The organism is Streptomyces geranii (assembly GCF_002954775.1).
Classification (GTDB): Bacteria; Actinomycetota; Actinomycetes; order Streptomycetales; family Streptomycetaceae; genus Streptomyces; species Streptomyces geranii.
The window spans coordinates 23,568-46,644 of record NZ_KZ672954.1 but is presented as its reverse complement, the minus strand read 5'-3'; the positions used below and the strand labels follow the sequence as shown (position 1 = coordinate 46,644).

Annotated in this window: 32 protein-coding genes and 1 pseudogene; 25 read left to right on the top strand and 8 right to left on the bottom strand. The window is 67.2% G+C overall.

The annotated features are described in order from the left end of the window. The first annotated feature begins 66 nt into the window (after positions 1 to 66). From CW359_RS04295 to CW359_RS04225, 16 genes are all read left to right on the top strand, one after another. Positions 67 to 1,572, top strand: a complete 1,506-nt coding sequence (locus tag CW359_RS04295) for a DNA cytosine methyltransferase (protein WP_105968387.1) — start codon at positions 67 to 69, stop codon at positions 1,570 to 1,572. Next, a complete protein-coding gene (locus CW359_RS04290) occupies positions 1,569 to 2,021 on the top strand; it encodes a hypothetical protein (protein WP_105968386.1) in 453 nt (150 codons plus the stop codon). Before CW359_RS04295 ends, CW359_RS04290 begins: the two co-directional genes overlap by 4 nt. A 19-nt stretch (positions 2,022 to 2,040) precedes the next feature. Beyond that, positions 2,041 to 2,745, top strand: a complete 705-nt coding sequence (locus CW359_RS04285; RefSeq protein WP_105968385.1) for a hypothetical protein — start codon at positions 2,041 to 2,043, stop codon at positions 2,743 to 2,745. Beyond that, positions 2,742 to 3,089 (top strand): hypothetical protein, encoded by a 348-nt coding sequence (locus CW359_RS04280; protein ID WP_105968384.1) that lies wholly within the window; start codon positions 2,742 to 2,744, stop codon positions 3,087 to 3,089. The genes CW359_RS04285 and CW359_RS04280 overlap by 4 nt, the downstream gene beginning before the upstream one ends. Next, entirely contained in the window at positions 3,086 to 3,310 is a 225-nt protein-coding gene (locus CW359_RS04275) for a hypothetical protein (protein ID WP_105968383.1), read from the top strand. The genes CW359_RS04280 and CW359_RS04275 overlap by 4 nt, the downstream gene beginning before the upstream one ends. Next, positions 3,307 to 3,990 carry a hypothetical protein gene (locus CW359_RS04270; protein WP_105968382.1) on the top strand — a complete coding sequence of 228 codons (684 nt, stop codon included), beginning with the start codon at positions 3,307 to 3,309 and terminating at the stop codon, positions 3,988 to 3,990. Before CW359_RS04275 ends, CW359_RS04270 begins: the two co-directional genes overlap by 4 nt. 116 nt (positions 3,991 to 4,106) lie before the next feature. Next, complete coding sequence (locus CW359_RS04265; RefSeq protein WP_105968381.1) at positions 4,107 to 4,409, top strand: hypothetical protein; 303 nt, start codon at positions 4,107 to 4,109, stop codon at positions 4,407 to 4,409. A gap of 15 nt (positions 4,410 to 4,424) precedes the next feature. Beyond that, positions 4,425 to 4,748 carry a hypothetical protein gene (locus CW359_RS04260; protein WP_105968380.1) on the top strand — a complete coding sequence of 108 codons (324 nt, stop codon included), beginning with the start codon at positions 4,425 to 4,427 and terminating at the stop codon, positions 4,746 to 4,748. Between the two features lie 73 nt (positions 4,749 to 4,821). Then, on the top strand, positions 4,822 to 5,223 hold the full coding sequence (locus CW359_RS04255) for a hypothetical protein (RefSeq protein WP_157968479.1): 402 nt from the start codon (positions 4,822 to 4,824) through the stop codon (positions 5,221 to 5,223). Next, positions 5,220 to 6,293 carry a PP2C family protein-serine/threonine phosphatase gene (locus tag CW359_RS04250; RefSeq protein WP_105968378.1) on the top strand — a complete coding sequence of 358 codons (1,074 nt, stop codon included), beginning with the start codon at positions 5,220 to 5,222 and terminating at the stop codon, positions 6,291 to 6,293. Before CW359_RS04255 ends, CW359_RS04250 begins: the two co-directional genes overlap by 4 nt. Before the next feature lie 99 nt (positions 6,294 to 6,392). Then, complete coding sequence (locus tag CW359_RS04245) at positions 6,393 to 6,740, top strand: hypothetical protein (protein ID WP_105968377.1); 348 nt, start codon at positions 6,393 to 6,395, stop codon at positions 6,738 to 6,740. A gap of 38 nt (positions 6,741 to 6,778) precedes the next feature. After that, positions 6,779 to 7,063, top strand: a complete 285-nt coding sequence (locus CW359_RS45120; protein ID WP_157968478.1) for a hypothetical protein — start codon at positions 6,779 to 6,781, stop codon at positions 7,061 to 7,063. Positions 7,064 to 7,080: 17 nt separating this feature from the next. Further along, entirely contained in the window at positions 7,081 to 7,665 is a 585-nt protein-coding gene (locus tag CW359_RS04240) for a hypothetical protein (protein ID WP_105968376.1), read from the top strand. An 82-nt stretch (positions 7,666 to 7,747) separates the two neighbouring features. Further along, entirely contained in the window at positions 7,748 to 8,806 is a 1,059-nt protein-coding gene (locus tag CW359_RS04235) for a hypothetical protein (RefSeq protein WP_105968375.1), read from the top strand. Between the two features lie 304 nt (positions 8,807 to 9,110). Then, on the top strand, positions 9,111 to 9,299 hold the full coding sequence (locus tag CW359_RS04230) for a DUF4314 domain-containing protein (RefSeq protein ID WP_105968374.1): 189 nt from the start codon (positions 9,111 to 9,113) through the stop codon (positions 9,297 to 9,299). 69 nt (positions 9,300 to 9,368) lie between these two features. Next, positions 9,369 to 10,235, top strand: a complete 867-nt coding sequence (locus CW359_RS04225) for a hypothetical protein (RefSeq protein ID WP_105968373.1) — start codon at positions 9,369 to 9,371, stop codon at positions 10,233 to 10,235. 282 nt (positions 10,236 to 10,517) lie between these two features. On the opposite strand, the gene CW359_RS04220 is transcribed toward CW359_RS04225, so the two are convergent. Beyond that, positions 10,518 to 11,435 (bottom strand): NADP-dependent oxidoreductase, encoded by a 918-nt coding sequence (locus CW359_RS04220; RefSeq protein WP_105968372.1) that lies wholly within the window; start codon positions 11,433 to 11,435, stop codon positions 10,518 to 10,520. Between the two features lie 410 nt (positions 11,436 to 11,845). Here CW359_RS04220 and CW359_RS04215 point away from each other — a divergent pair, with 410 nt between their 5' ends. Then, positions 11,846 to 12,511, top strand: a complete 666-nt coding sequence (locus tag CW359_RS04215) for a hypothetical protein (protein ID WP_157968477.1) — start codon at positions 11,846 to 11,848, stop codon at positions 12,509 to 12,511. Positions 12,512 to 13,426: 915 nt separating this feature from the next. Here CW359_RS04215 and CW359_RS04210 read toward each other — a convergent pair. Continuing rightward, entirely contained in the window at positions 13,427 to 14,308 is an 882-nt protein-coding gene (locus CW359_RS04210) for an SPL family radical SAM protein (RefSeq protein WP_105968370.1), read from the bottom strand. 300 nt (positions 14,309 to 14,608) lie between these two features. Between CW359_RS04210 and CW359_RS04205 the strand changes: the two genes are divergently transcribed. The 3 genes from CW359_RS04205 to CW359_RS04195 all read left to right on the top strand — a co-directional run bounded on the left by CW359_RS04205 (position 14,609) and on the right by CW359_RS04195 (position 16,100). After that, a complete protein-coding gene (locus CW359_RS04205; RefSeq protein WP_105968369.1) occupies positions 14,609 to 14,989 on the top strand; it encodes a VOC family protein in 381 nt (126 codons plus the stop codon). Between the two features lie 218 nt (positions 14,990 to 15,207). Then, positions 15,208 to 15,600: a nuclear transport factor 2 family protein gene (locus tag CW359_RS04200; protein WP_105968368.1), complete on the top strand. Its 393-nt coding sequence runs from the start codon at positions 15,208 to 15,210 to the stop codon at positions 15,598 to 15,600. A gap of 74 nt (positions 15,601 to 15,674) precedes the next feature. Next, positions 15,675 to 16,100, top strand: a complete 426-nt coding sequence (locus tag CW359_RS04195; RefSeq protein ID WP_105968467.1) for a PPOX class F420-dependent oxidoreductase — start codon at positions 15,675 to 15,677, stop codon at positions 16,098 to 16,100. A 67-nt stretch (positions 16,101 to 16,167) separates the two neighbouring features. Here the strand turns inward: CW359_RS04195 and CW359_RS04190 are convergent, their stop codons facing one another. Next, a complete protein-coding gene (locus CW359_RS04190; protein WP_105968367.1) occupies positions 16,168 to 16,683 on the bottom strand; it encodes a MarR family winged helix-turn-helix transcriptional regulator in 516 nt (171 codons plus the stop codon). Between the two features lie 523 nt (positions 16,684 to 17,206). On the opposite strand from CW359_RS04190, the gene CW359_RS04185 reads away from it, so the two are divergent. Together CW359_RS04185 and CW359_RS04180 are read left to right on the top strand one after the other, a co-directional pair. After that, positions 17,207 to 17,584 (top strand): type II toxin-antitoxin system RelE/ParE family toxin, encoded by a 378-nt coding sequence (locus tag CW359_RS04185; protein ID WP_105968366.1) that lies wholly within the window; start codon positions 17,207 to 17,209, stop codon positions 17,582 to 17,584. Then, on the top strand, positions 17,581 to 17,919 hold the full coding sequence (locus tag CW359_RS04180) for an XRE family transcriptional regulator (RefSeq protein WP_105968365.1): 339 nt from the start codon (positions 17,581 to 17,583) through the stop codon (positions 17,917 to 17,919). The genes CW359_RS04185 and CW359_RS04180 overlap by 4 nt, the downstream gene beginning before the upstream one ends. A 613-nt stretch (positions 17,920 to 18,532) precedes the next feature. On the opposite strand, the gene CW359_RS45745 is transcribed toward CW359_RS04180, so the two are convergent. Then, a complete protein-coding gene (locus CW359_RS45745) occupies positions 18,533 to 18,850 on the bottom strand; it encodes a hypothetical protein (protein ID WP_198655084.1) in 318 nt (105 codons plus the stop codon). Positions 18,851 to 18,852: 2 nt separating this feature from the next. Beyond that, positions 18,853 to 19,065 carry a hypothetical protein gene (locus tag CW359_RS04170; protein ID WP_105968364.1) on the bottom strand — a complete coding sequence of 71 codons (213 nt, stop codon included), beginning with the start codon at positions 19,063 to 19,065 and terminating at the stop codon, positions 18,853 to 18,855. 165 nt (positions 19,066 to 19,230) lie between these two features. Here CW359_RS04170 and CW359_RS04165 point away from each other — a divergent pair, with 165 nt between their 5' ends. Both CW359_RS04165 and cyaB read left to right on the top strand, forming a co-directional pair. Then, positions 19,231 to 20,085: a helix-turn-helix domain-containing protein gene (locus CW359_RS04165; RefSeq protein ID WP_105968363.1), complete on the top strand. Its 855-nt coding sequence runs from the start codon at positions 19,231 to 19,233 to the stop codon at positions 20,083 to 20,085. A gap of 17 nt (positions 20,086 to 20,102) precedes the next feature. Further along, entirely contained in the window at positions 20,103 to 20,657 is a 555-nt protein-coding gene (cyaB, locus tag CW359_RS04160; RefSeq protein ID WP_105968362.1) for a class IV adenylate cyclase, read from the top strand. 64 nt (positions 20,658 to 20,721) lie between these two features. Here cyaB and CW359_RS04155 read toward each other — a convergent pair whose 3' ends face one another. Next, a complete protein-coding gene (locus tag CW359_RS04155; RefSeq protein ID WP_105968361.1) occupies positions 20,722 to 20,943 on the bottom strand; it encodes a hypothetical protein in 222 nt (73 codons plus the stop codon). Positions 20,944 to 21,122: 179 nt separating this feature from the next. Between CW359_RS04155 and CW359_RS04150 the strand changes: the two are divergent. Further along, positions 21,123 to 21,203: pseudogene (locus tag CW359_RS04150) on the top strand (IS5/IS1182 family transposase); the annotation flags it as partial. 9 nt (positions 21,204 to 21,212) lie between these two features. Here the strand turns inward: CW359_RS04150 and CW359_RS04145 are convergent. Beyond that, positions 21,213 to 21,977, bottom strand: a complete 765-nt coding sequence (locus CW359_RS04145; protein WP_105968360.1) for an SDR family oxidoreductase — start codon at positions 21,975 to 21,977, stop codon at positions 21,213 to 21,215. 120 nt (positions 21,978 to 22,097) lie between these two features. Beyond that, positions 22,098 to 22,979, bottom strand: a complete 882-nt coding sequence (locus CW359_RS04140; protein WP_105968359.1) for an NAD(P)-dependent oxidoreductase — start codon at positions 22,977 to 22,979, stop codon at positions 22,098 to 22,100. Between the last annotated feature and the right edge of the window lie 98 nt (positions 22,980 to 23,077).

Genomic DNA, 23,077 nt, shown 5'->3' with positions numbered 1-23,077 from the left:
CGGCCGTTGCCCGGCCCCGCAACGCGGGGCCGGGCACGAAGGACCTCTTGGAGAACAACTACCCACATGGCCACCTGGATTGACCTTTTGTGTGGCGCCGGCGGCAGCAGCACCGGACTTGTCGAAGCCGGGCACGAGCTGTTGCTCGGCATCAACCACTGGCGGCTCGCGATCGAGACGCACGCCGCCAACCATCCCAACTGTGAGCACGCCGTCATGACGCTCAGCGACGGCTTCCCCATGCGCATGCTGCCCAAGGCCGACGCCGTATGGGCATCCGTCATCTGCACCGAGATCAGCCCCGCGGGCGGCAAGGCCCGAGAGACCAACCAACTCGATCTCCTCGACCTGCTCGAAGAGGAACGCGACGACTGGGAGTCCCTCACCAAGGACGCCTTCGAGGCGACCCGGGTAACCGCCTGGTGCGTGGTGCGCGCTGCTGAAGCCAAGCGGTTCAAGGCCGTCGTCGTCGAGAACGTCGTCGAATTCGGCCTGGACTGGATCCTGTTCGCGACCTGGCTCCAAGCCATGGAACTGCTCGGATACCAGTACCAGATCGTGTGCGTCAGTAGCGCCCACGTCGGCGACGAGGTCAACCTACGCGCCCCGCAGTGGCGTGATCGGATGTACGTGGTCTTCACCCTCAAGACCATGCGCAAGCCCGACCTGGAGCCCAGGCCGCTCGCTCCCTGCGTCGACTGCGGTGAGGACGTGCACGCCGTCCAGTCGTGGACCAAGACCGATGGCCTGCGCATCGGGAAATACCGGCGCGATTACATCTACCGCTGCCCCAACACCCGTTGCCGCCACGCCATGGTCGAGCCGTATGTTCGCCCGGCCAGCGACATCATCGACTTCAGCGACCTCGGGAAGCGGATCGGCGACCGCAAGAAGCCCCTCGCGGATACGACCATGGATCGCATCCGCGCGGGCCGCCTCAAGTTCCCCTGGCGTCCCTATTCGATCTCGCTCACCCATGGCAAAGACGGTGGGGACAGGGCGTACGCCGTCGAGGACCGGCCGATGCCCGTCCGGACGGTGAAGCAGGGCGATGCGCTTCTGGTGCCGACCGGCGGCTCGTGGAACACCGACGCCGTCCCCCTCGACGTTCCGATGCGTACTCGCACCACCCGCGAGAGCGAAGCCCTGCTGACGATGGACCCGTTCATCATCGAGTACCGCAACCACGCCACCGCCAGCCCCGCGAGCGACCCGCTCAGCGTCGTTACCGCCCAGGGCAACCACCACGGCCTCGTCACGCACGCCGGCACAGTGCCCGACCGCGCGCGGAACACCCTCGTCGTGCCGTACCGCAAGGCCGCGGTGAAGACGGCTGCCGAACCCGTTCACACCCTCTCCACTCGCGACTCAGCCGCTCTGGTGCAAAACGCCCCGGACATCAACGACTGCTACTTCCGGATGCTCAAGCCCCGCGAACAGCTCGAAGGGCAGCGGTTCCCCAAGAAGTACGTCGTCTACGGCAACCAGGCCGAGCAGACCGCGCAGGCAGGCAACGCGGTCTCGGTCAACGTCGCCCGGTGGATAGGCCAGCGATTGGAGCCCGTCCTATGACCGGATCACGAACCCTGATCGGCACCCACGTCACCTCTCACGCCCCGTGCTTCGGCGACGAGGACTTCGCCGTTGCCGACGACAGATGGAAGAACGGCATCGAACTGGTCGCCATCTGCGAGCCGGTCCTCTACGTCTGCGGAGGCTGCCCCTTCCGGGCCGCATGCATCCGGCAAGTCGTCCCAGCCAAAAGCCTGTTCACCGGAATCTGTGGCGGCCGGATCTGGCTCAACGGCGAGATCATCCATGAGCTGCCGGACGCCGACCCCACCGAGCTGCCAGTCCCGGTCATCCGCAAATCGTGCGGCACGGCTGCCGGATCGCGCGCTCACCGCCGGGCCGTGGAGCAGCAGTGCCCCCGGTGCCTGCCCCACTACCGCCCTGGACCGAACCCGCTGGACGCGGAGGAACAGGCCGCGCAGCAGCTCGAACTCCCCGACGCTCCCTGACCAACCGAGAGGAATCGCAGTGAAGCACCTGACCGCAATATGCACCGGCACGCCGGACGGTTTCCGGATTCGAGTTCTGGACGAGGACCACGGCGTCTACTTGGTGCACCTCTTCCTCGACTGGGGTAGCTTCCGCCCGGCCAGCGCCGGTCACCGGCTGGTCGAGCACGGCTACATGATCCGACCCGACGCCCGAACCCCGGAGACGGTTAACGGCTGGAGAGAGGTCGCGGGCCAGCCCGCAACTTGGTCTGTGCCGGTCATGCCGACGAACGGGGGCGCCCCGGAGACGCTCCCGACGGTCGCCGAGCGACTCGTCGAGGCAGTCTCCCACTGGACGGAGGGGCGCCACGACCAGGCTCAGGAAATCCTGGCGGACCTCGCGCGGAACGGGACGCCCTCGCTGATGTACGGCGTCGCGACGGGACTCGCAGTCATGGCGAAGGCAGCCTTGGCGAAGATGCAGGGACTCGATGCTGACACGGCGTTTTGGATCATTTTGACTTCCGACGGCAGCCGTCCCGAGGACATCGTCCCGCAGCCATACCTCTTCGCAGCACGCTTCATCACCGCGTTCGCCAACGGGGACACCGCGACCACGCTAGCCCTCTACGGGGCCGCCTTCACTGCGCCAGACCCCGAACTGTTCTCCCACTGCCTGGAGATGCTTCTCGCGGCGACCGGTGAGGCGGTGCGCGCCGCCACTCCGGGGGCCGATCGATGACCAGCTCGGCCACCTACTCGCCCGACGGACTGCGCCACGACGTTGCCGACCCGGCGACATGGAGCGTCCGGATCTGCGCGGGGCGATGCGGCACGTGCATCTTCCGGCCGGGCAACCTGATGCGCTTGGAAGAGGGGCGCGTGGCAGAAATGGTCGCCAACGCCATCGCCCAGGAAGGGCACATCGTCTGCCACGCCACGCTCGGCACCGATGCCCCCGCCATCTGCGCGGGCTTCGCCGCGCACCCGAACGGCCGTACCGCTTCCCTCGCCCTGCGCCTGGCCCGATCCCGCGTCCTTCACACCGTCTGGGTTCACGTCGACACCAGAAAGGTGGAGTCGTGACCAGCGTGCTCGCCCTGCTTGTCCTCCTCGCATGGGCAGCGGGAGCCGTGATCCTGGCGGACTCCTTCCGGAGGCTGCTCGCCCACGACCCGACCCTGCGACTGGTCTGCCAACTCCGGCCGGGCGCCGTCGCCTTGTACCTCGCGTTGGTCGTCGCCGCGTGGCCGGCGGCGCTGGCGGCGAAGGCCCTGTCGGATCTCGTCGACCGGGGCCGCGCGTGACCCATATCAAGCCCGGACGGATCTTCGCGGCCTGCGACCCGCGGGACAGCATCCGCATACGGATCGAGCAGTACAACCCGGGGGACATGCGCGCCCTGGTCGCCGACGCCACGACTGGCTGCAGGCGCCGCCTCATGCTGATCTCCGCCTTGCACGCGTCGGCCATCACCAACGCCGGCGTGCCGCGTCGGAGCGGATACGCCCCCGCCACAACAGAGTCGGCAACGCCCACAGCAGTTCCCCCGGTCGGCGTTCTGGCCGAGCAGGAACCGGACTGGTTCGAAGGGATGACAGGCCGCCAGTTCAGGGTCGCGCTGCCGCCCCGGCTGACGCTCCTGAACGCCAACCAGCGGCTTCACCACCACAAGCGCGCGGAGATCACCAGAGTGCTGCGGCGCGCTGCCTGGGCCGCCTCGCGCGCAGTGCCACACCTGGAACGGGTCCACATCATCGGCGTCCTGCACCCCGAGGACGGACAGAGGAGAGACCCCGCCAACTGGTACCCCAGCTTCAAGGCATGCATCGACGGGCTTGTGGATCAAGGCGTCCTGGACGACGACGACCACACGCGCGTCGTAGGCCCGGACATGCGCATGGGGCACGTGGTCGAGGGAGCGCGGCTCGTCCTCCACATACGAGACCTCAGCCCTGTGGAAACGGCTTCTGACCTGCGGAAATAAAGTCTCTCAGTGATCAAGAAAAATCGCCGAAAATCTTGCCCCCCTCCCAAATGCATATAGAATAGAACCAGAAAGAAGGGGGATGTGGCCCCCTTCTTGGACCATCAGGAGAGACCGTGACAGACCCCTTCAGTCCCGAGGGCATCCGCCGACGCCTGAGTGCCGAGCAGATCAGCCCCGCCCAGGCGGACCGGCTGGCCGAGGCGATCGCGGGCGCGCTGCGGCGGACCTGCAAGGAGTGGTTCCCCGGCACCGACTACGACGACTGGCGGCAGACGCTCCCCGAACCACTGCTCGACGTCGTGATCCAACTCCTCACTTGGGATGAGGACGGTCAGATCGTGGCCGCCCACATGCCCACGGCCGCAGCCGCCTGCATCTTCCTGGATCTGCAGAACTCCGCCATCCCCGTGGGCTGAGGGAGGAGGGCTTCTGTGAACCGCGAAGAGCGACTGAACAGTCGCCGTTGGAAGATCAGCTACTCCTATCGCTGCGCCTGCAACCCCCAGTGCTACTGGACCAAGCTTCCCGGCCGTCACGCGGGAGGGTCGGGAACCTTCCTGAACAACGGCGAGGAAGCCCTCGGCGCGGAGGCTGCCGCCGCGATCGTCGCCGATCAGTACCGACACGTGGACATCACCGACATCCGCATGTGGCAGGAGAGCGCCGAGGAGCGCGACGCTCGCCTCGCGCTGCACCGCCGCCAGGAGGCGGACGAGAAGCGGGGCGTCCACTGGGCCATGGGCGGAGCCAACTAGCCCAACGATTTCGCCGGCGGCCGGTGATCAGCACATCCCGGCCGCCGGGCGGACCTACGCCAAGGAGCCATACGTGAGAATTCCAGACCCCTGTCCACCCGCAGATCAGCAAGTGTGCGCGGCTACTCGCCGCCTTGCACTCGCGCTGCTCCGACGCATCCGCTTGGAGGCGATCAAGATCGAGCCCCGCATCGGCACACTCGTTGCCACCCGTCGAGATCTCGGCTACGACCTGCGGCTCCTGCACGGCACCGGCGGGCGCCTCCTTCTTCGATATGACCTGCTCAAGCAGCCGGACCCCGTCTGGGACAGGCTCACCGCCGACGTGTCCCTCCTCGCTCAGCTCGCTGATCTGAAGGCACATCCGCCCGGCTACTACTACGTTCACCCGCTGCCCGACCCGCGTGACATCGCAGTTCCCCTTCCTGTCAACCCCCGGGGTCTCCCCCCTCGCACGATTGGACCCCTCAGATGATCGCCACAACGCCCGCTCTGTTGGTCTCCTCGAACGGCGAAGTCGAAGAACTACTGCTCGACTCGCGGCGTGCCGATCAGCTTCACGGCATCGGCTTCTACATCCAAGCCCCTCATGCGCACCGGCTTGGCCGCCGGGCAGTCGTCCATGCCGGACACGGCACCGAGTCGGTGAACGACGTCGCCCGGCAGGCGTGGATGAGCATCACCGGGGGAAGCCGACCGCCCCTCCTGCGAGGCCCCGTCGTGATCACCGGCGCGACCAACCGCGCCGGCGACCTCACGCCCCTGCCCGAACTCAGCGCCGAGGCAATCCAGCGTGCAGCAGGTCTGCTCTCCGGGGCGACGACGACCATCGGCTTCAAGGTGAGCGCGGTCCAGCACTGCGGCGGCCGGAGCTATCAGTGCGACGCTTACGCGATCAAGCGGAACAGGAACACCGGCCGGTGGGCCTTCGCCGTCCTCGACGGAATCGGCGACAGGCCCCAAGTCCGCCGCTTCGCCCAAAGGTTCGCACACGTCATCGCCAGGGAGGCGGCCCGGCACGGTAGCCCCGCCCGCGCCCTCGCGGCGGCGCGAGTGCAGGCCCGCAACGAACTGCGGTGGGACTTCGACCCCCGCACCGACCCGAGCGCCGTCGCTGTCGTTGCCGTGGCCGACCATCGGTCGCCCCTCATCCGCGTCGCCTGGTGCGGCGACGCGCGGGCGTACCGACTGGCCCCGATCGGCATATCCCAACCCCTCACCCACGATCACAATTACGCCCAAGACCTACGCAGCCGAGGGCGCACCGCCGGGCCGTACGACCGGAACTTCGTCACCTCCTGCCTGATGAACGGCGACATCGGCACGGCCACCACCGAGAGAGGTCACACACGCCGACTGCTGTTGTGCACCGACGGTGCGTACGCGCCGCTCGAAGCACGAGGTCAAGACGTCGGCGGAATCCTCGACCTCGCCGACGACGCGAAGGACGCCGCAGCCTTGGTCGTCGAAGACGCGATGGCCGCCGGTGCGGACGAGTTCGCCGACAACGCCACCGCGCTCGTCGTGGACATCGTTCAGGCCTGACCTTCCCCCTTGTCTGTCCGAGAAATAGCCGCCCCCTCCCCTCGATGCATATAGAAAAGAAGCATTCGAGGGCGGCTCGTATCCCAACCGGAGGTACCCATGTCCGCCCGCCCCTCGATACCGACGTTCAACACGCCCGAACACCACTTCGGCGCCATGTTCCTGATCCTCATAACCCGCTCGCCGGACGACGAGACGCTGCGCGCTGCCCTGCGCCTCGCCGAAAATGCCGCCGTCGCCGCCTGGGCGCTGCGCCCGGAGCAGCTGATCACCCTCACCGTCGAGCAGTACCGGCAGCTCCTCGACTACACCGCCGCCTCCGAGGTCTTCGACCTGGCCCTGTTCCTGGGCGGCGACAGGAAGCAGATCCGAACCCTCATGAACTACATCGCCGGAGTGATGGCGGAAGTCCATGCGCGCTATCCCACCCCGAACCCCCAGGCATGACAGGCCTGTTGGCCCCCGCCGTACCCCGAAGGAGAGCCGTGACCAGTCCACCCGGCCCGCAGTGGTGGGACATCTACCACGAACCGACCCCCGTAGAGATGACGATCACCGGTGTCCAGCCTCCTCCCAGTGACGACGCCGCCCACGGCAAACGGTGCGCCGAACTGGAGGCATCTGGCCGTCATGCCTATGTCGTTGCCGCGCCCGACCAAGACGTTGCCGCAGAGATTGCTGGCCGGAAGTGGGCCGAAGAGCTCGTCACCAACCCGGCACGCCATGCCACCGCAGAGGCGTACCTCGCCGCCAACCAGCGGCCCAACTAACCCCATTGGAGAATGACATGAACCCCGACATGTTGAAGGACCTGTGCGCGAGCGTCGTGAGTCGCTTGAGCCTCCGTCCCACCACGGTCGAGGCCGCGCTACTGGTCACCCTTCACCTCTTCAGCGGTGAATCCCGCAACCCTGCCGTGGCCCACATCGGACTCACGCCCGATCAGTACGTCCTGCGGTCCCTCTCGACCACCCGCTTCGAGGCCACCCTCGCGAGTGCCGCTCTCAAGGCTGAGGGCCGAGAAGCCGACGCCCGCCTGAACTGGGAGGCGTTCGTACAGCGGGAGCAGGAATCAGCCAGGCTTGCCCACGAGGCCATACCGAAGTCGGCTCTCCTCGCCGACGCCGGTGCTGTCCACAGCATCGGCCGTCAGCTCGGCCTCTGCGGTGAATGCACGGACCAGTTCGTCTCCGGCATCGTGCTCACCCTGGCTCTCGGATACCCCTACCGCCGCGCTGATCAACGTCACCTCAGCCTCACGGACCTGCTCGCCCAGGTCACCACCGAGGAACTGACCGAGCTGTTGCGGCACGCCGCGCACTCGGCGACGGGTCACACCGAAGACCCCGCCGCCACGCTCCGGCGCATGTAGCGCGCAGCGCGCTGACCTTCACCCCGTGGCGGCCCGCAGGCCGCCACGGGACGCCTCGATCGAATCGAATCCAGGAGACCGCATGAGCCAACTCGACCTGTTCGCCGACGCCAGCGAGCCTGAGGAGCAGCGCGCCCCAGCCGCCCCCGCGGCACCGCCCCGCAGATTCCTCACCGATCTGCCGCCAGCGCCCCAACCCGTCACAATCGCCACCCAGCCCCGCCCCGCGCTCGCTGCCGTCAAGCGCACGCTGGGCCACTACCGCCCGTCACAGAGGAACCCGCACGCCCACGCCTTCGAGCTGGCGGAAGCCGTCAGCTACGCCTGGCACCAGGCGCACGGGGGGAACAGCATCGAAATCCCCATTGGTGCGGTCGCCGCGCTCGCCCTATGGCCCCTGCGCGGCCCGGACGCGTACCTCGCCGCCGACTGGTGGCTCAGTCTCGACGACACCGAGCTGCTGGCCGCCTTCCGCGAGTGCTGGGCTCGCATGTGGATCATGCGACCCGACCTCATCGACCGGGCCACGCCCTTGCACAAGTGGGTCGACGACGAGAAGCCCGACGCTCGGCGAGCCGCTGCCGTACGAGCCGTCGTCGAGGCCGCGCTCACCAACGGGCTCCTGCACCTGACCACAAGCGATGACCCCGATCTCCGCTCCACCACCGACGTGATCGGAACCCTGCTTGCCGTCATGCGATCCAAAGGCGCTCACGACGCACTCGCGGAGATACACACGCCGCCGGACGTCGCCTACCTGATGGACAGGATGCTGCTCGACGACATGCCGCTTGAGCAGGGCATGAAGTTCGACGAGCCTGCGGGCGGGACCGGTGGCATGTACCGCGCAGCCGTACAGGTCATGCGCGAACGCGGCATCGACCCGCACCAGTTCGGGTGGTCGCTGACGGACATCGACCCCCTTGCGGCGGCGGGCGCGGCCGTCAACGCGATCCTCTGGGACCTCGGCCCGCACGTACTCATCGGGTGCGGCGACATCCTGCACGAAGGCAACGTGCCCGCCAGGGCCGCCAGGGAGGCACTGGAGTCCCTGGAACGGCGCGATCGACTGCACTCGCAGGCTGTCTTCCTCGCGGCCATCCGGAAGGTCCAAGCCCTGGTGCGCAATGTAGCGGCCTGACCTGCGGAAATTGCCTTATCCGATCTTGAACTCCCCCCTAAATGCATATAGAATAGAACCATAAGGGGAGGGGAGTCATGGAAGAGCCGCCGTTCACATTCCCGTACTGCCGCAGCCACGACGTCCGGTGCCAGGAGCCGGGCTGCGAGGCCTGTGCATGCGACCACTGCTTCGACTGCGGAGCCTGCCCCACCGAGGTATGCGACCACGACGCCTAGCAGTCGGCCACCACGGCCTCGTCAATCGGCGGGGTCGTGGTGGCGGCCCACCACGACTTCCAAAACACATCACAACTGGAGCGCAGATGACCTACAAGAAGGGCGACCGCATCGCCCTCGTGCACACCACCGACTCGCACACCGAACTCAAACCCGGCGACGAAGGCACCGTCCACCGGTTCGATGCCAGCCTCTCCATCCTCTCCGTCAGTTGGGACGGCGGCTCCAGCCTTTCGATGCTCCTCGACGACGGCGACGAAGTGCGCCCCGCATAGCCGTACTCGGCCCGTCCCTGTAGGGGGCGGACCTGCCGGTTCACCCGCAGACCTCTTGGAGAACCACACATGCTCATCACCGATGCCGCAGTTCGAGAAGCTGCGGCCCACCTCGCCCAAAGCCTCGGCGGAGACTGGGCGATCGACGCCGAAGCACCCGCCGACGGCGCAGCCCACCTCATCTACAGCGACGGACGAGGCATCAGCTTCCGCCCCATCTTCGGCGGAACCACCGTCCAACTCTGGATCACCGGCAGCGCCGCACCCCCGCTCCTCGACAGCGCCGCCCTTGCCGACCACGCCCTCTATGAAGCGCAAGTCGCTGCACGCCTCCCTGAAGGTCACCGCTACAACAAGGCGACCACCCTCGTCACCGAAGCCGACGAAGATCCGGAACTCATCATCCTGCGCACCCTCGAAGACGACCTCCTCCCCGCCTTCGACTACAAACCCCGCTACGTCGGCCACCGGCCATGGATAGATCTGTTCGACAGTGCACTCACGCAAGTGATGGATGAGGCCCCGCTGGCCACGGGCACCTCGCTTCGCGACTGTGGCCCCGAAGCCCACGCGACGCCGTCCAACGTCGTTGAAGACCCCGAGCCCGCGACCGACACCGAACCTGGCCCCGTCGGCGACAGTGACCCGGAGATCGAGTCCGATCCAACCTCGGCGCCTGAAGGTGACCAGCAGCCCGAAAGCGCCGCTGCTGACGAGGCCCAGGAGGGAGCCCCGGCACCCGTCGAAGAGCCCGAACCTCAACCGGAAGTCGCGCAGCCCTCAAGCGCCGATCCCGACGCCGCCTCGGAGTCGAAGCCCTCCGGCGAGATCAGCGGCGAAGCGGATGCCCAACCCGCATCCGAGACCAGCTCCACCACGAAACCGCGTCCCCGCAGCCGCACCCCCAAGCGCCGCCCGAAGGCTAGCTCCACCTGACCACGTACGGCTCGACCTGGGAGCGCGGCCCGCGCCGCGCTCCCACCTGGGCTTGGAACCGATGGAGGAGCAGGAGAACGGTGGCGGCTTCACGAGTAGGGCGATGGGCTCATGGACCGCCCCTCTGGGGAGCAGCACCCGCGTCATTCTCTTCAGCGTGTGTCAGTGGCCAGTTGTGTTTCCCCGCTGGCGGCCACTTGACGGGGGGCATCTGGCCGCCAACGGTGACACCGCGTTGATGTTCCGGGGTGCCAGCTCGACGGTCGCCTCGGCCGGCCGGGGCTATGGACGGAGCACGATCTTGCCGTGGGTGTGCCCCCGTTCCAGCTCGTGGAACGCGTCACGCACCCGCTCCAGCGGGTAGGTGCGGGCGATCAGCACCTCCAGCTCCCCGCGCGTGGCAAGCCGGGCCAGCTCGCCGAGCACGACCGCGCACGCCGCCGCACCTTCTCCGTAGGTTTGCGCCCCGACCCTGGCCGCGGCCTGCCAATCGCGGATCGTGTTGATCCGCTCGGGCCGCACACCCAACTCCACCGCCAGGTCCACGTAGCCGTCGCCGAACGTATCGATGAACGCGTCGACGTTCCCGCCGGAAGCCTCCCGGATCCGTTCGGCCACGCCCTCCCCGTATGCGACCGGGACGACACCGCGCTCCTTCAACCAGGCATGGTTCCCTTCGCTCGCCAGCCCGATCACCGCGGCGCCGCGCCGCCGAGCGAGCTGCACGGCAAGAGACCCGACGCCGCCCGCCGCACCGGACACCACTACCGTGTCCGCCGGCCCGGGATCCACCGCGAACACGCAGGCGTACGCGGTCGTGCCGGCCACGTACAACGACCCGGCCACGTCCCAGGACAGCCCCTGTGGACGCGAGACCACATCCACGTCGTCGACCACGACGAACTCCGCATGGCTCGCCCTGCCATGGGTGAAGCCCAAGACCTCATCGCCCACCGCGAAGCCGCGCACCTGCGGGCCGACCTCCACCACGACACCGGCCAGATCACTGCCCTGCCCGGAGGGGAACGTGGCCGGCCAGCGTCCGTGCCGCGCACCCTTGCGGATCATCACCTCGCCGGGCTGGATCCCGGCCGCGCGGACCTCGACCAGCACCTGTCCGGGGCCGGGCGTCGGCTGCTCCACCTCCTCCACCCGCAGCACATCGATCCCGCCGTACTCGTGGAACCGCACCGCCTTCATCGCGTGATCACCCCTTTCCCTCGCTCGGACAAGCCTTGGACGGCCACGCGCCGGATGCCACACATCGACCGTGCCATCGCATTCAACGGCTCAGGGACGGGGTTGTCTTCCCAGGACTGCCGCCGACAGCGATGAGTCCGCGCCGACATCGGCCCCGCCGGGAAAGCACCCCTGGCCTGATCCACACCGTGCAACCCGAGCACGCGGGACGTCGACGGAGAGTGACGGCACAAGGGGCCGTACGTGGGGAATTCTCAATGGCCGCCGACAAGCGTGCAAGGGCAGTTGCGTGTCAGCACGTAAGCCAGGAGCCACCCTTTACCGCGTCTGGATGAATCTTGTGAGCAAGCGCCGCAGGACAGGGCTCTGCTCGTTGGTCTCCACGACGTCGCATATCCCGGAGGCTGGACATGACTTCGACTATCACGAGTTCCGATGACGAGACATCAGTTGTGCCGCGTGCCCTGGACGCCTCGATCTCTTGGTCTCTCGACAACCTGGGCTCATATCTCAGTGAGGCACTGACGACACAGAAGCGTGCCCGTGCAGCAGCGACGGCCAGGCCGTGGATCCGAGGCATGCTCGTATACCTCCAAGCCATGTCGCGAGAAATCGAGAGCGCGCAAGGCGTACTCATCGCCGCTGGACTCAACATGGACATGTCGCGGGAAGATCTGGCCCGGCAGATTGGGGAGACCGCCAGTGACATCGCGCGCTTCGAAACACAATGGACGAAGGAGGAGGTTGGCGGCATCTTCGGGAAGGACTTCTGCGACATCGAGAAGTTCGACGTTGATCTGTACTGGGCAAATCGCACAGGTGCCGTGGCGTCTGAGCAAGCCGACTACTACCTAAACCGGGCTGATCGGCTCCTTGAGCTTCTGGCGCTGTTGCACACGAACAGGCACGAGGCCGACGATTGTTCCTGGCTGACGGAAAAGACCCGGAGGGCAATCAAGGCCGGCTGGTACGTCCAAGCCAAGGCTGCTGGGGTGGGGAAGAAGCGAAGCCTTGCTCCCGTTACGGAGACGTCGGCGACTGCATCCAGCGACGCCAAAGCCGAGAGTGCAGCGTAGGGCTGCCCCTCGATCTGGAGTAGTTGGCAGGGGCGCCGCGGTTGCCAGTGCCGAGATGGAAACCGCGGGAACCTCGTTGTGTCTGAACTCGACTAAGCTGCGTGTAGACGTCTGGCCTGCGGAAACGGCTATCGAGGTTCCGCCCCGAGTAGAGGGGCGGAACCTCTGCGCGTTGGAAGGGAAATCCGCTGTGCGAGGGTTCTATCCCCTCGGCTGAACTGGGCGGACGCGCCTGCTGTCGTGGCACGGGCCCAACTCATCCATCTCCAGGGGTCATTGAGGGGCCACAAGGACAGGAACAGACCGACAAGCACGGCGCAGGGCTGACACGGATCAGCACGTCTGACCTGCAAGAACGGCGTGAATCGGCAATGATCGGCAAGGGCCGCCAAGATCCTCAAAGGACTCATAATCCGTCGGCCGTGGGTTCGAGTCCCACCCGCCCCACCTGTGCAGGCTTCTGACCTGCGAAAACGTTCATTTTTGGGTGTCGGATCGTCAACTTTGCCTGGACGGACTGGATCCGCTGCTCGTGGGTTTGGGGTGCGGCGGCGCTCTGGAGAGTTCGAACCCCTCTGAACTGCGGTGGAGCAGGTGATCGAGGTGGTTGTTCGCGGTCCGGGTGGCTGCCCTGGGAGCCGATGCCAGGACCCAGGGGCCGTACAGGGGCCGGGGCGGCGCGGTAGCGGGTAGACCGATGGTGCATCCGGCCGAGCCGCTGTCCCATTTGATGGGTTGCGCGGCGGGGGCGGCCATCCGCAGGGCGGCCGGTTGAGTACCGGGCTGGCGGCGTCGAATACTGGCTCACACCCCTCGGCGAGGGGCTGCGCGACGACCTCAACGCCATCGGCGCCTGGGCGCAGGCGGTCCCCGAGCCGGACGCGGTCACCTGACGCTGGCGCCGGTGCGACGTGCTCACGCCGGGCCGGCCAGCCTCTGCCGCAGGGCGTCGTTGTCGTCGTGATGGACGACCTCGTCGAAGCGCAGTCGCAGCCTGTGCTTGGCCAGTAGGCCGGCCACGATCGTGTCGAGCTGTTCGCGGTGTTCCCTGGTGCGGGCCTGTATGTACGCCTCGCGCACCTCGTCGGGTTCGTCGGCGAGGACCTGGTCCATACGCTCGCGGATGTACCGCTTGAGATTGATGTGTTCCATGAACACCTCGGTGATGCCGGCCTCGACGAGCTGCCCGAAGAGGTGGTCCAGCAGTTCGGGCTGGGCGGCGAAGTGGGGCAGGAGCGGGCCGACGAAGGCGAAGGTGGGGATGCCCGCCTCGCGTAGTTCCGTGAGGGTGCGCAGGCGGCGGGAGGCGAGTGGGGCGCGGACCTCCAGCCAGCGGCTGACCTTGTCGTCCGCGGTGGTCACGGTCATGCCGACCTCGGCCCGGGGCAGGCTGGTGAGCAGGTCGATGTCGCGGGTGACGACCGGCGACTTGGTCAGGATGCGGACCAGGCCCGGGTACTCGACGGCCTTCAGCTCGCACAGGATGCCGCGGGTGAGCCGGTACTTCGTCTCGTGGCCCTGGTAGGGGTCGGTGACCGAGCTGAGCAGCATCGTGCCGTGGCGCTTGTGCTCGGGCATCCGGGCCAGCTCTTTGTGGGCCAGGTCGACGGCGTTCTTCTTCACGTACAAGTAGTCGCCCCACTCCTTCGCCGACCGGCCGAACTGCCGTCCCGCGAAGGAGGCGAAGCAGTACGCGCAGCCCAGAACGCAGCCGGTGTAGGGGTTGATCACATAGTCGTTTGACGGGGTCTTCGACTTCTGGATCAGGGTCTTCGCCTCGATCTCGACCGGTTCCATGACGGGCTTCCTCTCCGCTGTCGGCCGCCCGCGCCGGGGGCGGCCTCGTTCCTGTGATGTGCGCGGGGCGAGGCGACTGGGCGCCAAACCTGCATCACAGGGAACAATAATCTCTGGAAGTTGATTCCGTGGAATCTAAATGGTTTGCTGGGCGGGTGGCCGATCCGAGGCCTTGGCTGCCTGCTCCAGCAGGCAGGCCCTGTGGGCCGTTCCAGTGAGGCGCGGTCGCTGCCCTCCGGATCAGGCGCACCCTGGAGAGTTGCGATTGTCCCTATATGGGACTGTCAAGGAGTGAGTGTCATGACCGTTCCCGCTTTCAACTCGGTCGCCTGGTTCGAGTTCGGCACCGACCAGCCGGAGAAGGTCAAGAAGTTCTACGGCGAACTCTTCGACTGGAACCACGTCCCCAACACCAACACCCCGGGCGTCACCTACCACTCGGTGATGCCGCCCGGTGCCCAGCAGCCGGCGGGCGGCGTGTGGGAGTCGGAGGGCAGGTTCCCCAACTATGCGATCTTCTACGTCCTCGTCCAGGACGTCACCACGACCGTCGAGCGTGCCCGCGAACTGGGCGCCGAGGTGCTCATGCAGCCGGTCTCCGACTCCGCGGGCTTCACCTTCGCCCGGCTGCGGGACACGGCTGGCAACCACTTCGGCGTCTTCTCCGCACCCGCCCCCTGACCGGCCGCGCAGGCGGTCGTACGACACCGCCGGACGGCCGTTCTCCAGCACGGCCGACGGACCTTCTCCTTCCGCCCCTTTCCCTGCCTGAGCGCCCCGCAGGGCTCGCGTCCTCACCCACTTCAACGAGGCCGCGTTCACCGAAGCCGGCCTCGCCGATCGCCTCGACTTCGCCCGATAGTCACCACCCCCGTGCAAGAACCCAAGGAGCAAACGACATGACCAGCTCGAACATCGACATCGCCCGCACCTACTTCCAGGCCGTCCAGACCGGAGACATGGCCTCGCTAGGTGAACTCCTCGACGCCGACATCGTCTGGCACCAGCCCGGCGCCAACCAGTTCTCCGGCGAACACAAGGGCCAGGGCGCCGTCTTCCAGATGCTCGCGAGCATGATGGAGAGCAGCCAGGGCACCTTCGCCATCGGCAAGATCCACACCCTCATGGGCAACGGTGACCTGGTCGCCGCCACCATCCACTTCACCGGCCGCCGCGGCGACACGTCGATGAGTATGGACGGCGTCGACCTCCTGCGCATCGAGAACGGCAAGATCACCGAGATGTGGCTCTTCTCCGCCGACCCGGCCGCCGAGGACATCTTCTGGGGCTAGAGCCCGTGGTGTCCGGGGCCGACTCGGCCCCGGACACCCACGAGCCGATCCGTACGCACATGAAAGGCAACCGCATGCGGAAGATGACCTACGAGCAGTGGCGGGCGTTCGTCACGCACGGCACCCGCACCGGCAAACTGTCCACCGTCCGCGCCGACGGCAGCCCCCACGTGACACCGGTCTGGTTCCTCCTCGACGGCGACGACATCGTGCTCACCACCGAAGAGAACGGGGTCAAGGGCAGCAACCTCGCCCGCGACGGACGGTTCGCCCTCTGCGTCGACGAGGACCGGCCCCCGTACACGTTCGTCCTCCTCCAGGGCCGCGCGACGATCTCCGAGGATCCGGAGGGCATGCTGCACTGGGGTGGCCTCCTGGGCGCCCGATACATGGGCGAGGACCGCACCGAGGAGTACGCCGCGCGCAACGGCGGCCCCGGCAACCTTCTCGTCCGGGGCCACATCGACAAAGTCATCGCCTTCGCCGGTATCGCCGACTGAATCGTGGGCTGATGGTCCGGGGCTGTGTTCGTCCAGCAGCCCACGGGCACTGCCGGGCCGCCGCGGCTCACGAAGCAGGTCGGCCCGGCTGCTTCGGCGCCCGCATTGCCGGCACCGGCGTCTGCGCGGCGGCCTTCCGCTCCGCTTCCAGGGCGCGTCCGGCCGCCCGCAGCGTGCTGAGGACCGCGGTCACCTCGCGTACGGACTGCTCGGGAATCACCGACCCGATACGCAGTTCCAGCTCCTCCTCGAAGACCTTCAGTGCCCCGTCCACCAGCTTTCGCCCCTCGGGAGTCAGCTCGACGATCGAGGAACGACGGTCGTTCGGATTGGCCCGCCGCCCACACAGGCCCGCCGCCTCAAGGCGATCCACCACCTTGCTCGTGCCCCCCACCGTGATCGAGAACTTCTCAGCGATGTCCTGGATCCGCCGCCCGGGCTGCTGCCGCAGCAGGTGCAGCACCTCGAACGAGGTCAGCGGCAGGTCGTACTCGGCCCGCAATCGCCCCTCAATGCCGTCCCACAGCTCGATCTCCAGCGAGACCAGCTCCCGGTACAGCAGCTTCAAGTCGGCGTCGGCCATCACTCGTCTTCCGAAGAATTATCTTCCATGGACAGTTAATTGTAGGCTACTGCCATTCCGGTCCTGCGGACTGGAACTACCACCCCGTGCGCCCCAACCTGGTCGCGGAGTTCCCTGTCGACGATCAGTCGTCCAGGGGCGCTACCTGTCCCCCGTCCGTTTCCTCTGCTTGCGCGACGACCCCATTTTCCAGCAGGTTCCACTCTTCGACGGCTGACAAGACCCAGGCCGCCCTTCGCGCAGAGCGTGTGACCGAGCGCCTGAACGTCTCCTCGGCCAGGAAGGGTGTCGTAGGCCTCTCCGCGTGAGTCCACGGACGCCGTGCGCCCTCGTTTGCCGCGTACTCGGCAGACGGCAGCAGTACGCAAAACGGCCATCCCTTGGTGTCGAGCGCCGGGATGCTGGTCGCTGGCGCCGTGCGGGATCGGCGGTAGCGCGTCCGCACTGCAAGAATCGCAGTCCCTCAATATGCTGTCAGTGGTGTATGTTATCAGTGTAATAATCGCAGACGGGGGATGCCTGCATGGCTTGGAAGATCGTTGTGGTCGAGCCGGCTCTTTCGTGGCTTCACGGCCTGCGCCGTGCTGACCGAGACACCTTGATTCAGGTCAGCCAGGCTGTCACTGCCCTCCAGGAGGAAGGACCCGCGCTGGGTCGGCCTCTGGTGGACACGATCAAGGGCTCGGTTCTGTCGAACCTCAAGGAGCTTCGCCCCGGCTCGGCAGGGGCGACTGAAGTGCGGTTGCTGTTCGTGTTCGACCCGGACCGTCAGGCCGTGATCCTGGTCGGCGGTGACAAGGCGGGCAACTGGTCCGGCTGGTACCGCGTCGCGGTGCCCCAGGCGGAGCAGGCATACGCGGAGCATCTGAAGCGAATCGATGGAGAGGACGGGGCGCAATGACTGATCACCTCAAGGACCCGCAGGCTGTCTCCTGGGGAGACCTGGCCGAGGATTTCGCCTTCACCGATGCCGAAAAGGATCAGATTAGGAAGGGGGCGCAGGCGATGGTCCTGGCCTCCCGCGTGCATCGCCTCGCCGAGCTGCGGAAGCGGCAGCACACCACCCAGGTCCAGGTTGCCGAAGCCATGGGCGTCACCCAGGCCCGTGTCTCACGTATTGAGAAGGGGCAACTGGAGCGCAGCGAGGTCGACACCCTCGCCGCCTACGTCAAGGCGCTCGGCGGCAAGTTGAAGATCGTCGCTGACTTCGGTGATGAGTCCTATGTCCTCGGCTGACCAGTCGACGCGCTGCGACCCACGTCGATGAGCGGTCCGGTGGACAAGCTCGCGCCTTGACGTCAGGGATGGTGCTCCACCCCGGGAGAAGGGGTGGAGCACCATCGCGTCGGTAGGGGACTCCGCTGCGCGAAGGTTCCATCCTCTTGGCTGAGCAGGGCGGGTGCGGTCACTGCTGTGGCAAACGTCGAACTCATCGGCTTCCAGGGGCCATTGAGGGGTCGCAAGGACAGGAACAGGCCGACAAACACTGCACAGGGCTGACAGTGATCGACACGTCTGACCTGCAAGAACGGCGTGAATCGGCACTGATCGGCAAGGACCGCCAAGATCCTCAAAGGACTCATAATCCGTCGGCCGTGGGTTCGAGTCCCACCCGCCCCACCTCGGTGTCACTGGCGCAGGAACGTTTTCACCTGGTGACAGCTGGTCAGCCTCTCGGAAGCCGAGGGGCTCTTTTCGTCTCCGGTGATCGTTACCTCGGCCGATGCTCGGCCGAGGTGTAGACGATCACGACATGGAGCGGCCCCGGCCGGGACACACATGACCGGCCGGGGCCTGTCCCGCCCGTCCCCATGAGCCTGGGGCGGGGACGGACGGGAGTTCAGTGGGGCTACCTGCACTCCACGCCGAGCGCGTACAGGGCGCGGCCGTCGAGGCAGTAGTCGCGGTGGGTGCAGCGGGCGCACGTACGGATGTGGGCCTGGTAGGTGTCGGCTGCCTTGCGGCCGGCGCAGGGGCGGCAGCCGCGCGGCCACCAGCGCTCCAGCTGCCCGGCGACGACGCTCAGCCGGGGCCCGAGGTCGACGTGGCCGTTGTCGAGTGCCTGGCGGCACCACACGCACACCTTGCCCTCGACGCGCTTGCGGGAGATGCCGCCCGCATGGGGTACGGGCAGCATCTGGGTGGCGTCGGCGAAGTCGGGGTGCACCGTCAGAACGTGTCGGTCACCGGGCGGTCGGCGAACGGGACCAGGTCGTAGGACTCACGGCACGGCCGGCAGGCGAAGGCGCCGCCACCCGGACCGGAGCCCTGCTCCTGGACCTGGATCAGCCGGACGCCCGACGCGAACGCCTGATGCCAGGCGCAGTACCCGTAGCTGCCATGGGTGTTCGAGGTGTCGGGGGTGTGCGTACTCTCGCTCACGGCGGCTCCAACCAGTCGTCCATGCCCCGGGGCCGTTCGCGCGGTTGCCGGGGTCCTTCCGATCTGGCCAGGATCTTGTGACGCACGGTGTGGGTTCGATCCCCCACCGGTAATCTCACGGTGAGATGGTTTTCCATCCTGTTGTGGATATCCGGGGACTGCGCCATGCCGACCGCACTCGACCCGATCAAGCTGCCCGACTGGGCATGGGAGCGTGCCGAGGTCAGACAGGCTCTGCGCGCACGGGACATAGGGGCCGTCTTCCGGCACGTGCAGCAGTACGCCGGCGCCAGCCAGTCCCGCATCGCAGCTGCGGCCGGGATGACACAGGCCCGCGTCAACGAGATCATCAACGGCCGCCGCGAAGTGACCCGCCTCGACGTGTACGAGCGGATCGCCGACGGCCTCCACATGCCCGACGACGCACGGCACCTGCTCGGCCTCGCCGCGAGCCGCGAGAAGCGCACCGGTGGCGCCGCCTTCGACCTCGCCGCGTTCCCCGAAGTCGTCCGCGTCTACGCGGCCCAGAACTCCGCAGCCGAGGAGATCCAGCAGCAGGCCCGCGAGGCGCAGGAACTGGACGTGCTGGCCGTGCGCGGTCTCGGCCTGATCGGCCTTGACGACAGCCTCCTGCGCGCCTGCCTCCCGCGAGAGCAGGGCGGCAAAGGGGTCCGCGTCCGGGTGCTGCTCCTCGATCCGGACTCCGACGCGCTCACCCGGCGAGCTGCCGAGATCGGAGAGTCCGCTGAGTCCCTCGCCAGAGGAGTACGCCTGACGGAGGCCCGGCTGCGGGAACTGCTTGCCGCCTACTGCGACATCCAGGTGTACCGGTATCGCATGCTGCCCACCTGGCGGCTCATCCGCACGGACGACGCCATGTTCGTCAGCGCCTTCGACTCAGGGTGGGAGGGCCACGAGAGCGCCACGTACAAGGTGATGGAGACGCCGCACGGGCCCCTGTTCCGGGGGTTCCGAAGGATGTTTGATGCTGTCATCGACGTCGCGCAGCGCACGGTCTGAGCAGAGAGGAACGGCCCGTGATCGAGGCTGAGTTGAAGGCCCGCGTCCACTCGCCCGAGGCAGTGATGCGGCGGCTCGACGAGCGTGCGACGGCCCGCGTCGAGGTGTACCGGGACACTTACTACGACCGGCCTGACGGATCCCTGGAAAAGGCCGGCCAGGAACTGCGCGTGCGTACCGTACAAGGTGCGGAGGGAACCCGAACGGTCCTCACGTTCAAGGACGCGGCGGTCGACGAGGCGTCCGGCTCCAAGCCCGAGCACGAGACTCAGGTGACGGACGCCGAGGCGGCCCACGCGATCATGCGCGGCCTTGGCCATGCGCCGGTCATCGCCTTCGAGAAGCGCTGCCGCAACTACGACTTCGAGGCTCGCGGTCGGCAGATGCTCGCCACGTTCGTCCGCGTGCCCGAGATCGACGGGACGTTCCTGGAGGTAGAGACCCTCGTCGACGAGGACGACGTCAGCTCGGCCCTCGACGACATCCGCGTCGTACTGGCCGAACTCGGCATCGGCTCCGAGGAGTTGACGCGCGAGCTGTACACGGACGCGGTCGCCGCTCAGCGACGCTGACCCCCGGGCATGCCGAAACGCCCCCTGCGCGGCCGTCATGACCGTGCAGGGGGCGGAGTGTTGTTCAGCGGGTGAAGAGGGCGACGGCTCCCGTTGCGGCACCCGCGGGCCCGGCGAGGACGCCGATCGTGGGCAGTGGCCAGCGGGCGCGTTCCAGGGTGCGCAGCCAGGTCTCGTGGTTTGCGACGTCCTTGCCCAGGTCGGTGAGCCCTTGGCCGATGCCGTCGAGGGACCTCCGCGGGCGCGGGGACCACAAGGACAAGCTCAGCTCTTCTGTCACGGACATGGGAACACCCCCGCGTGTACGGGAACCACAGTGCGTGAGCTGGGGCTTTATCTGGACTGCGGTCTGTTTTCCGTTGGCGGGTCCTCGTCGTCATGGGCCACGTGGTAGGCGTTGATGGGCTGTTCATGTTCGTGCAAGCGCGGTCGGGTGGTGCAGCGGACGCTGCACCACCGATCTGCCGGGCCTTCCGCAGATCCCGATGCAGCCCGAACCGCATGACGTCAATCGCCAAAGCCGTCCGCACCCCGGAGCGGCAACGCCGAAGAACCTCACTGCTGCGGGTAGGAGAGACCCTGGCCGAGCCCACCGTCGACCGGCAGACGCGCACCCGTGGTGAAGGTGGCGTCGAAGGCCAGGTAAAGGGCCGCACGTGCCGCCTCCTCGACCTGGCCGTGGCGCTTCATCGGGGTGATCTCGTCACCGAGCGCCATGAATCCGGCCTTCTCCTCGTCGCTCAGACCCGGGACACCCATGCTCGGAGTGTCGATGAAGCCGGGGCCGATGGCGTTGACGCGGATGTTGCGCGGCAGCAACTCGGCGGCGAAGACCTGGCTGAAGGAGATCAGCGCGGCCTTGGAGCCCGAGTAGACACTCATGGCCGGCGTGCCGCCGTGGTCGGCGATGGAGCTGGTGAAGACGATCGATCCACCCTCGTTGATGAGCGGGACGAGGCGCTGTACGACGAAGAAGGCACCCTTGGTGTTGATGCCGAACTGGCGGTCGTACGTCTCCTCGGTGACGTGCTGGAGCGGCTCCAGGACGGCCGTGCCGGCGTTCACGAAGAGGTGGTCGAACCGGCCGAGCCTCTCCTCGACCGTCTTGGCGAGCGCGTCGATGGCGACGAGGTCGGCGGCATCGGACCGGACGACGTGCGCGTCCACACCGAGCGCGGCCTTGGCCTCCTCGATGTTCTTCTCGTTGCGGCCGGTGACAAGGACCTCGGCGCCGCCCGCGATCAGGGACTTGGCGATCGCCAGACCCATTCCGTGCGTACCACCGGTAATTACGGCTTTCCTGCCCGCGTAGGCATTCATTCTCAGCTTTTTCCTTCAATGGGCCCGGTTTCATCAACCGGGTGACTTGGTTTCGGTGCCATCGATAATTAATCGCCGGGTGATCCGGGTCGCTCATGAAGTCACTTCTCGCGCGGTGGCTCAGCCCTGCTCGAAGGCCTCGACCAGGCTGGCCAGGCTGTGGGTGCCGAACCCCTGGGCGACCCGACGCTCGATCAGCGCCTGGACGGCGGCAGGCAAGTCGCTGTTGATGCCCAACTGCCTGCTGGTGGCCACCAGATGCTCGATCGCGGCCTTGTTCACATCGAGGCTGGAGACCTCGGTCTCGAAACTGTTCGAGTCGATCTCCCGGGCGCTCTGCGGGATCGCCGGGGCGATGACGTGCTCGATCCAGCCGGCGGCGAACGGGGTGAACGCCTCCGCCGGGACACCGGCCGACCGGACGAGCGCCACGGCGTGGAAGTAGCCCGCGAGGCTCGACCACAGCAGCGACAGCAGACCGAGGTCGTAGATCATCGGGACACCGGTGTCCTCGCCCAGGTACACACCCGTGCCGGCGAGCGGCTTCAGCAACTCCTCCTGCTCGGCGAACAGTTCCTGCGAGCCGCCGTAGAAGATCAGGGCCTGGGGCAGGCCGATCATCTGCGGTACGGCCATGACGGCGCCGTCCAGGTAACGCACACCGTGCTGCTCGGCCCAGACCGCGGCGGCGCGGGCGTCCTCGGGGGTGCCCGAGGTGAGGTTGACGACGACCTTGCCCTTGAGTTCGGCGGCGGCACCGGCGAACAGCTCGTTCAGCACCTCGTACGTGGAGACACAGGCCACGACGACCGGGCCGGCCGCGATGGCCTCCCTGATGTCGGGGGCGAAGACCGCGCCCTGCGCGACGAGCGCTTCCGCCTTGCCCGCGGAACGGTTCCAGACGGTGGTCGGGTTGCCGTTCCTCACAAAGGCGTTGGCCAGGGCGGCGCCCATCATCCCGAGGCCGAGGACGGTTACCGGACCCTGGTTCGTGTTCGACATTGACCTGCTCCTTGTTGCTCTTCGTTGCTCTTCGTCGAGCCGACACCCGGGCCGTGGAAGAGGCGCGCTATGGCGAGAGGCCGCCGAATTCCGGTACG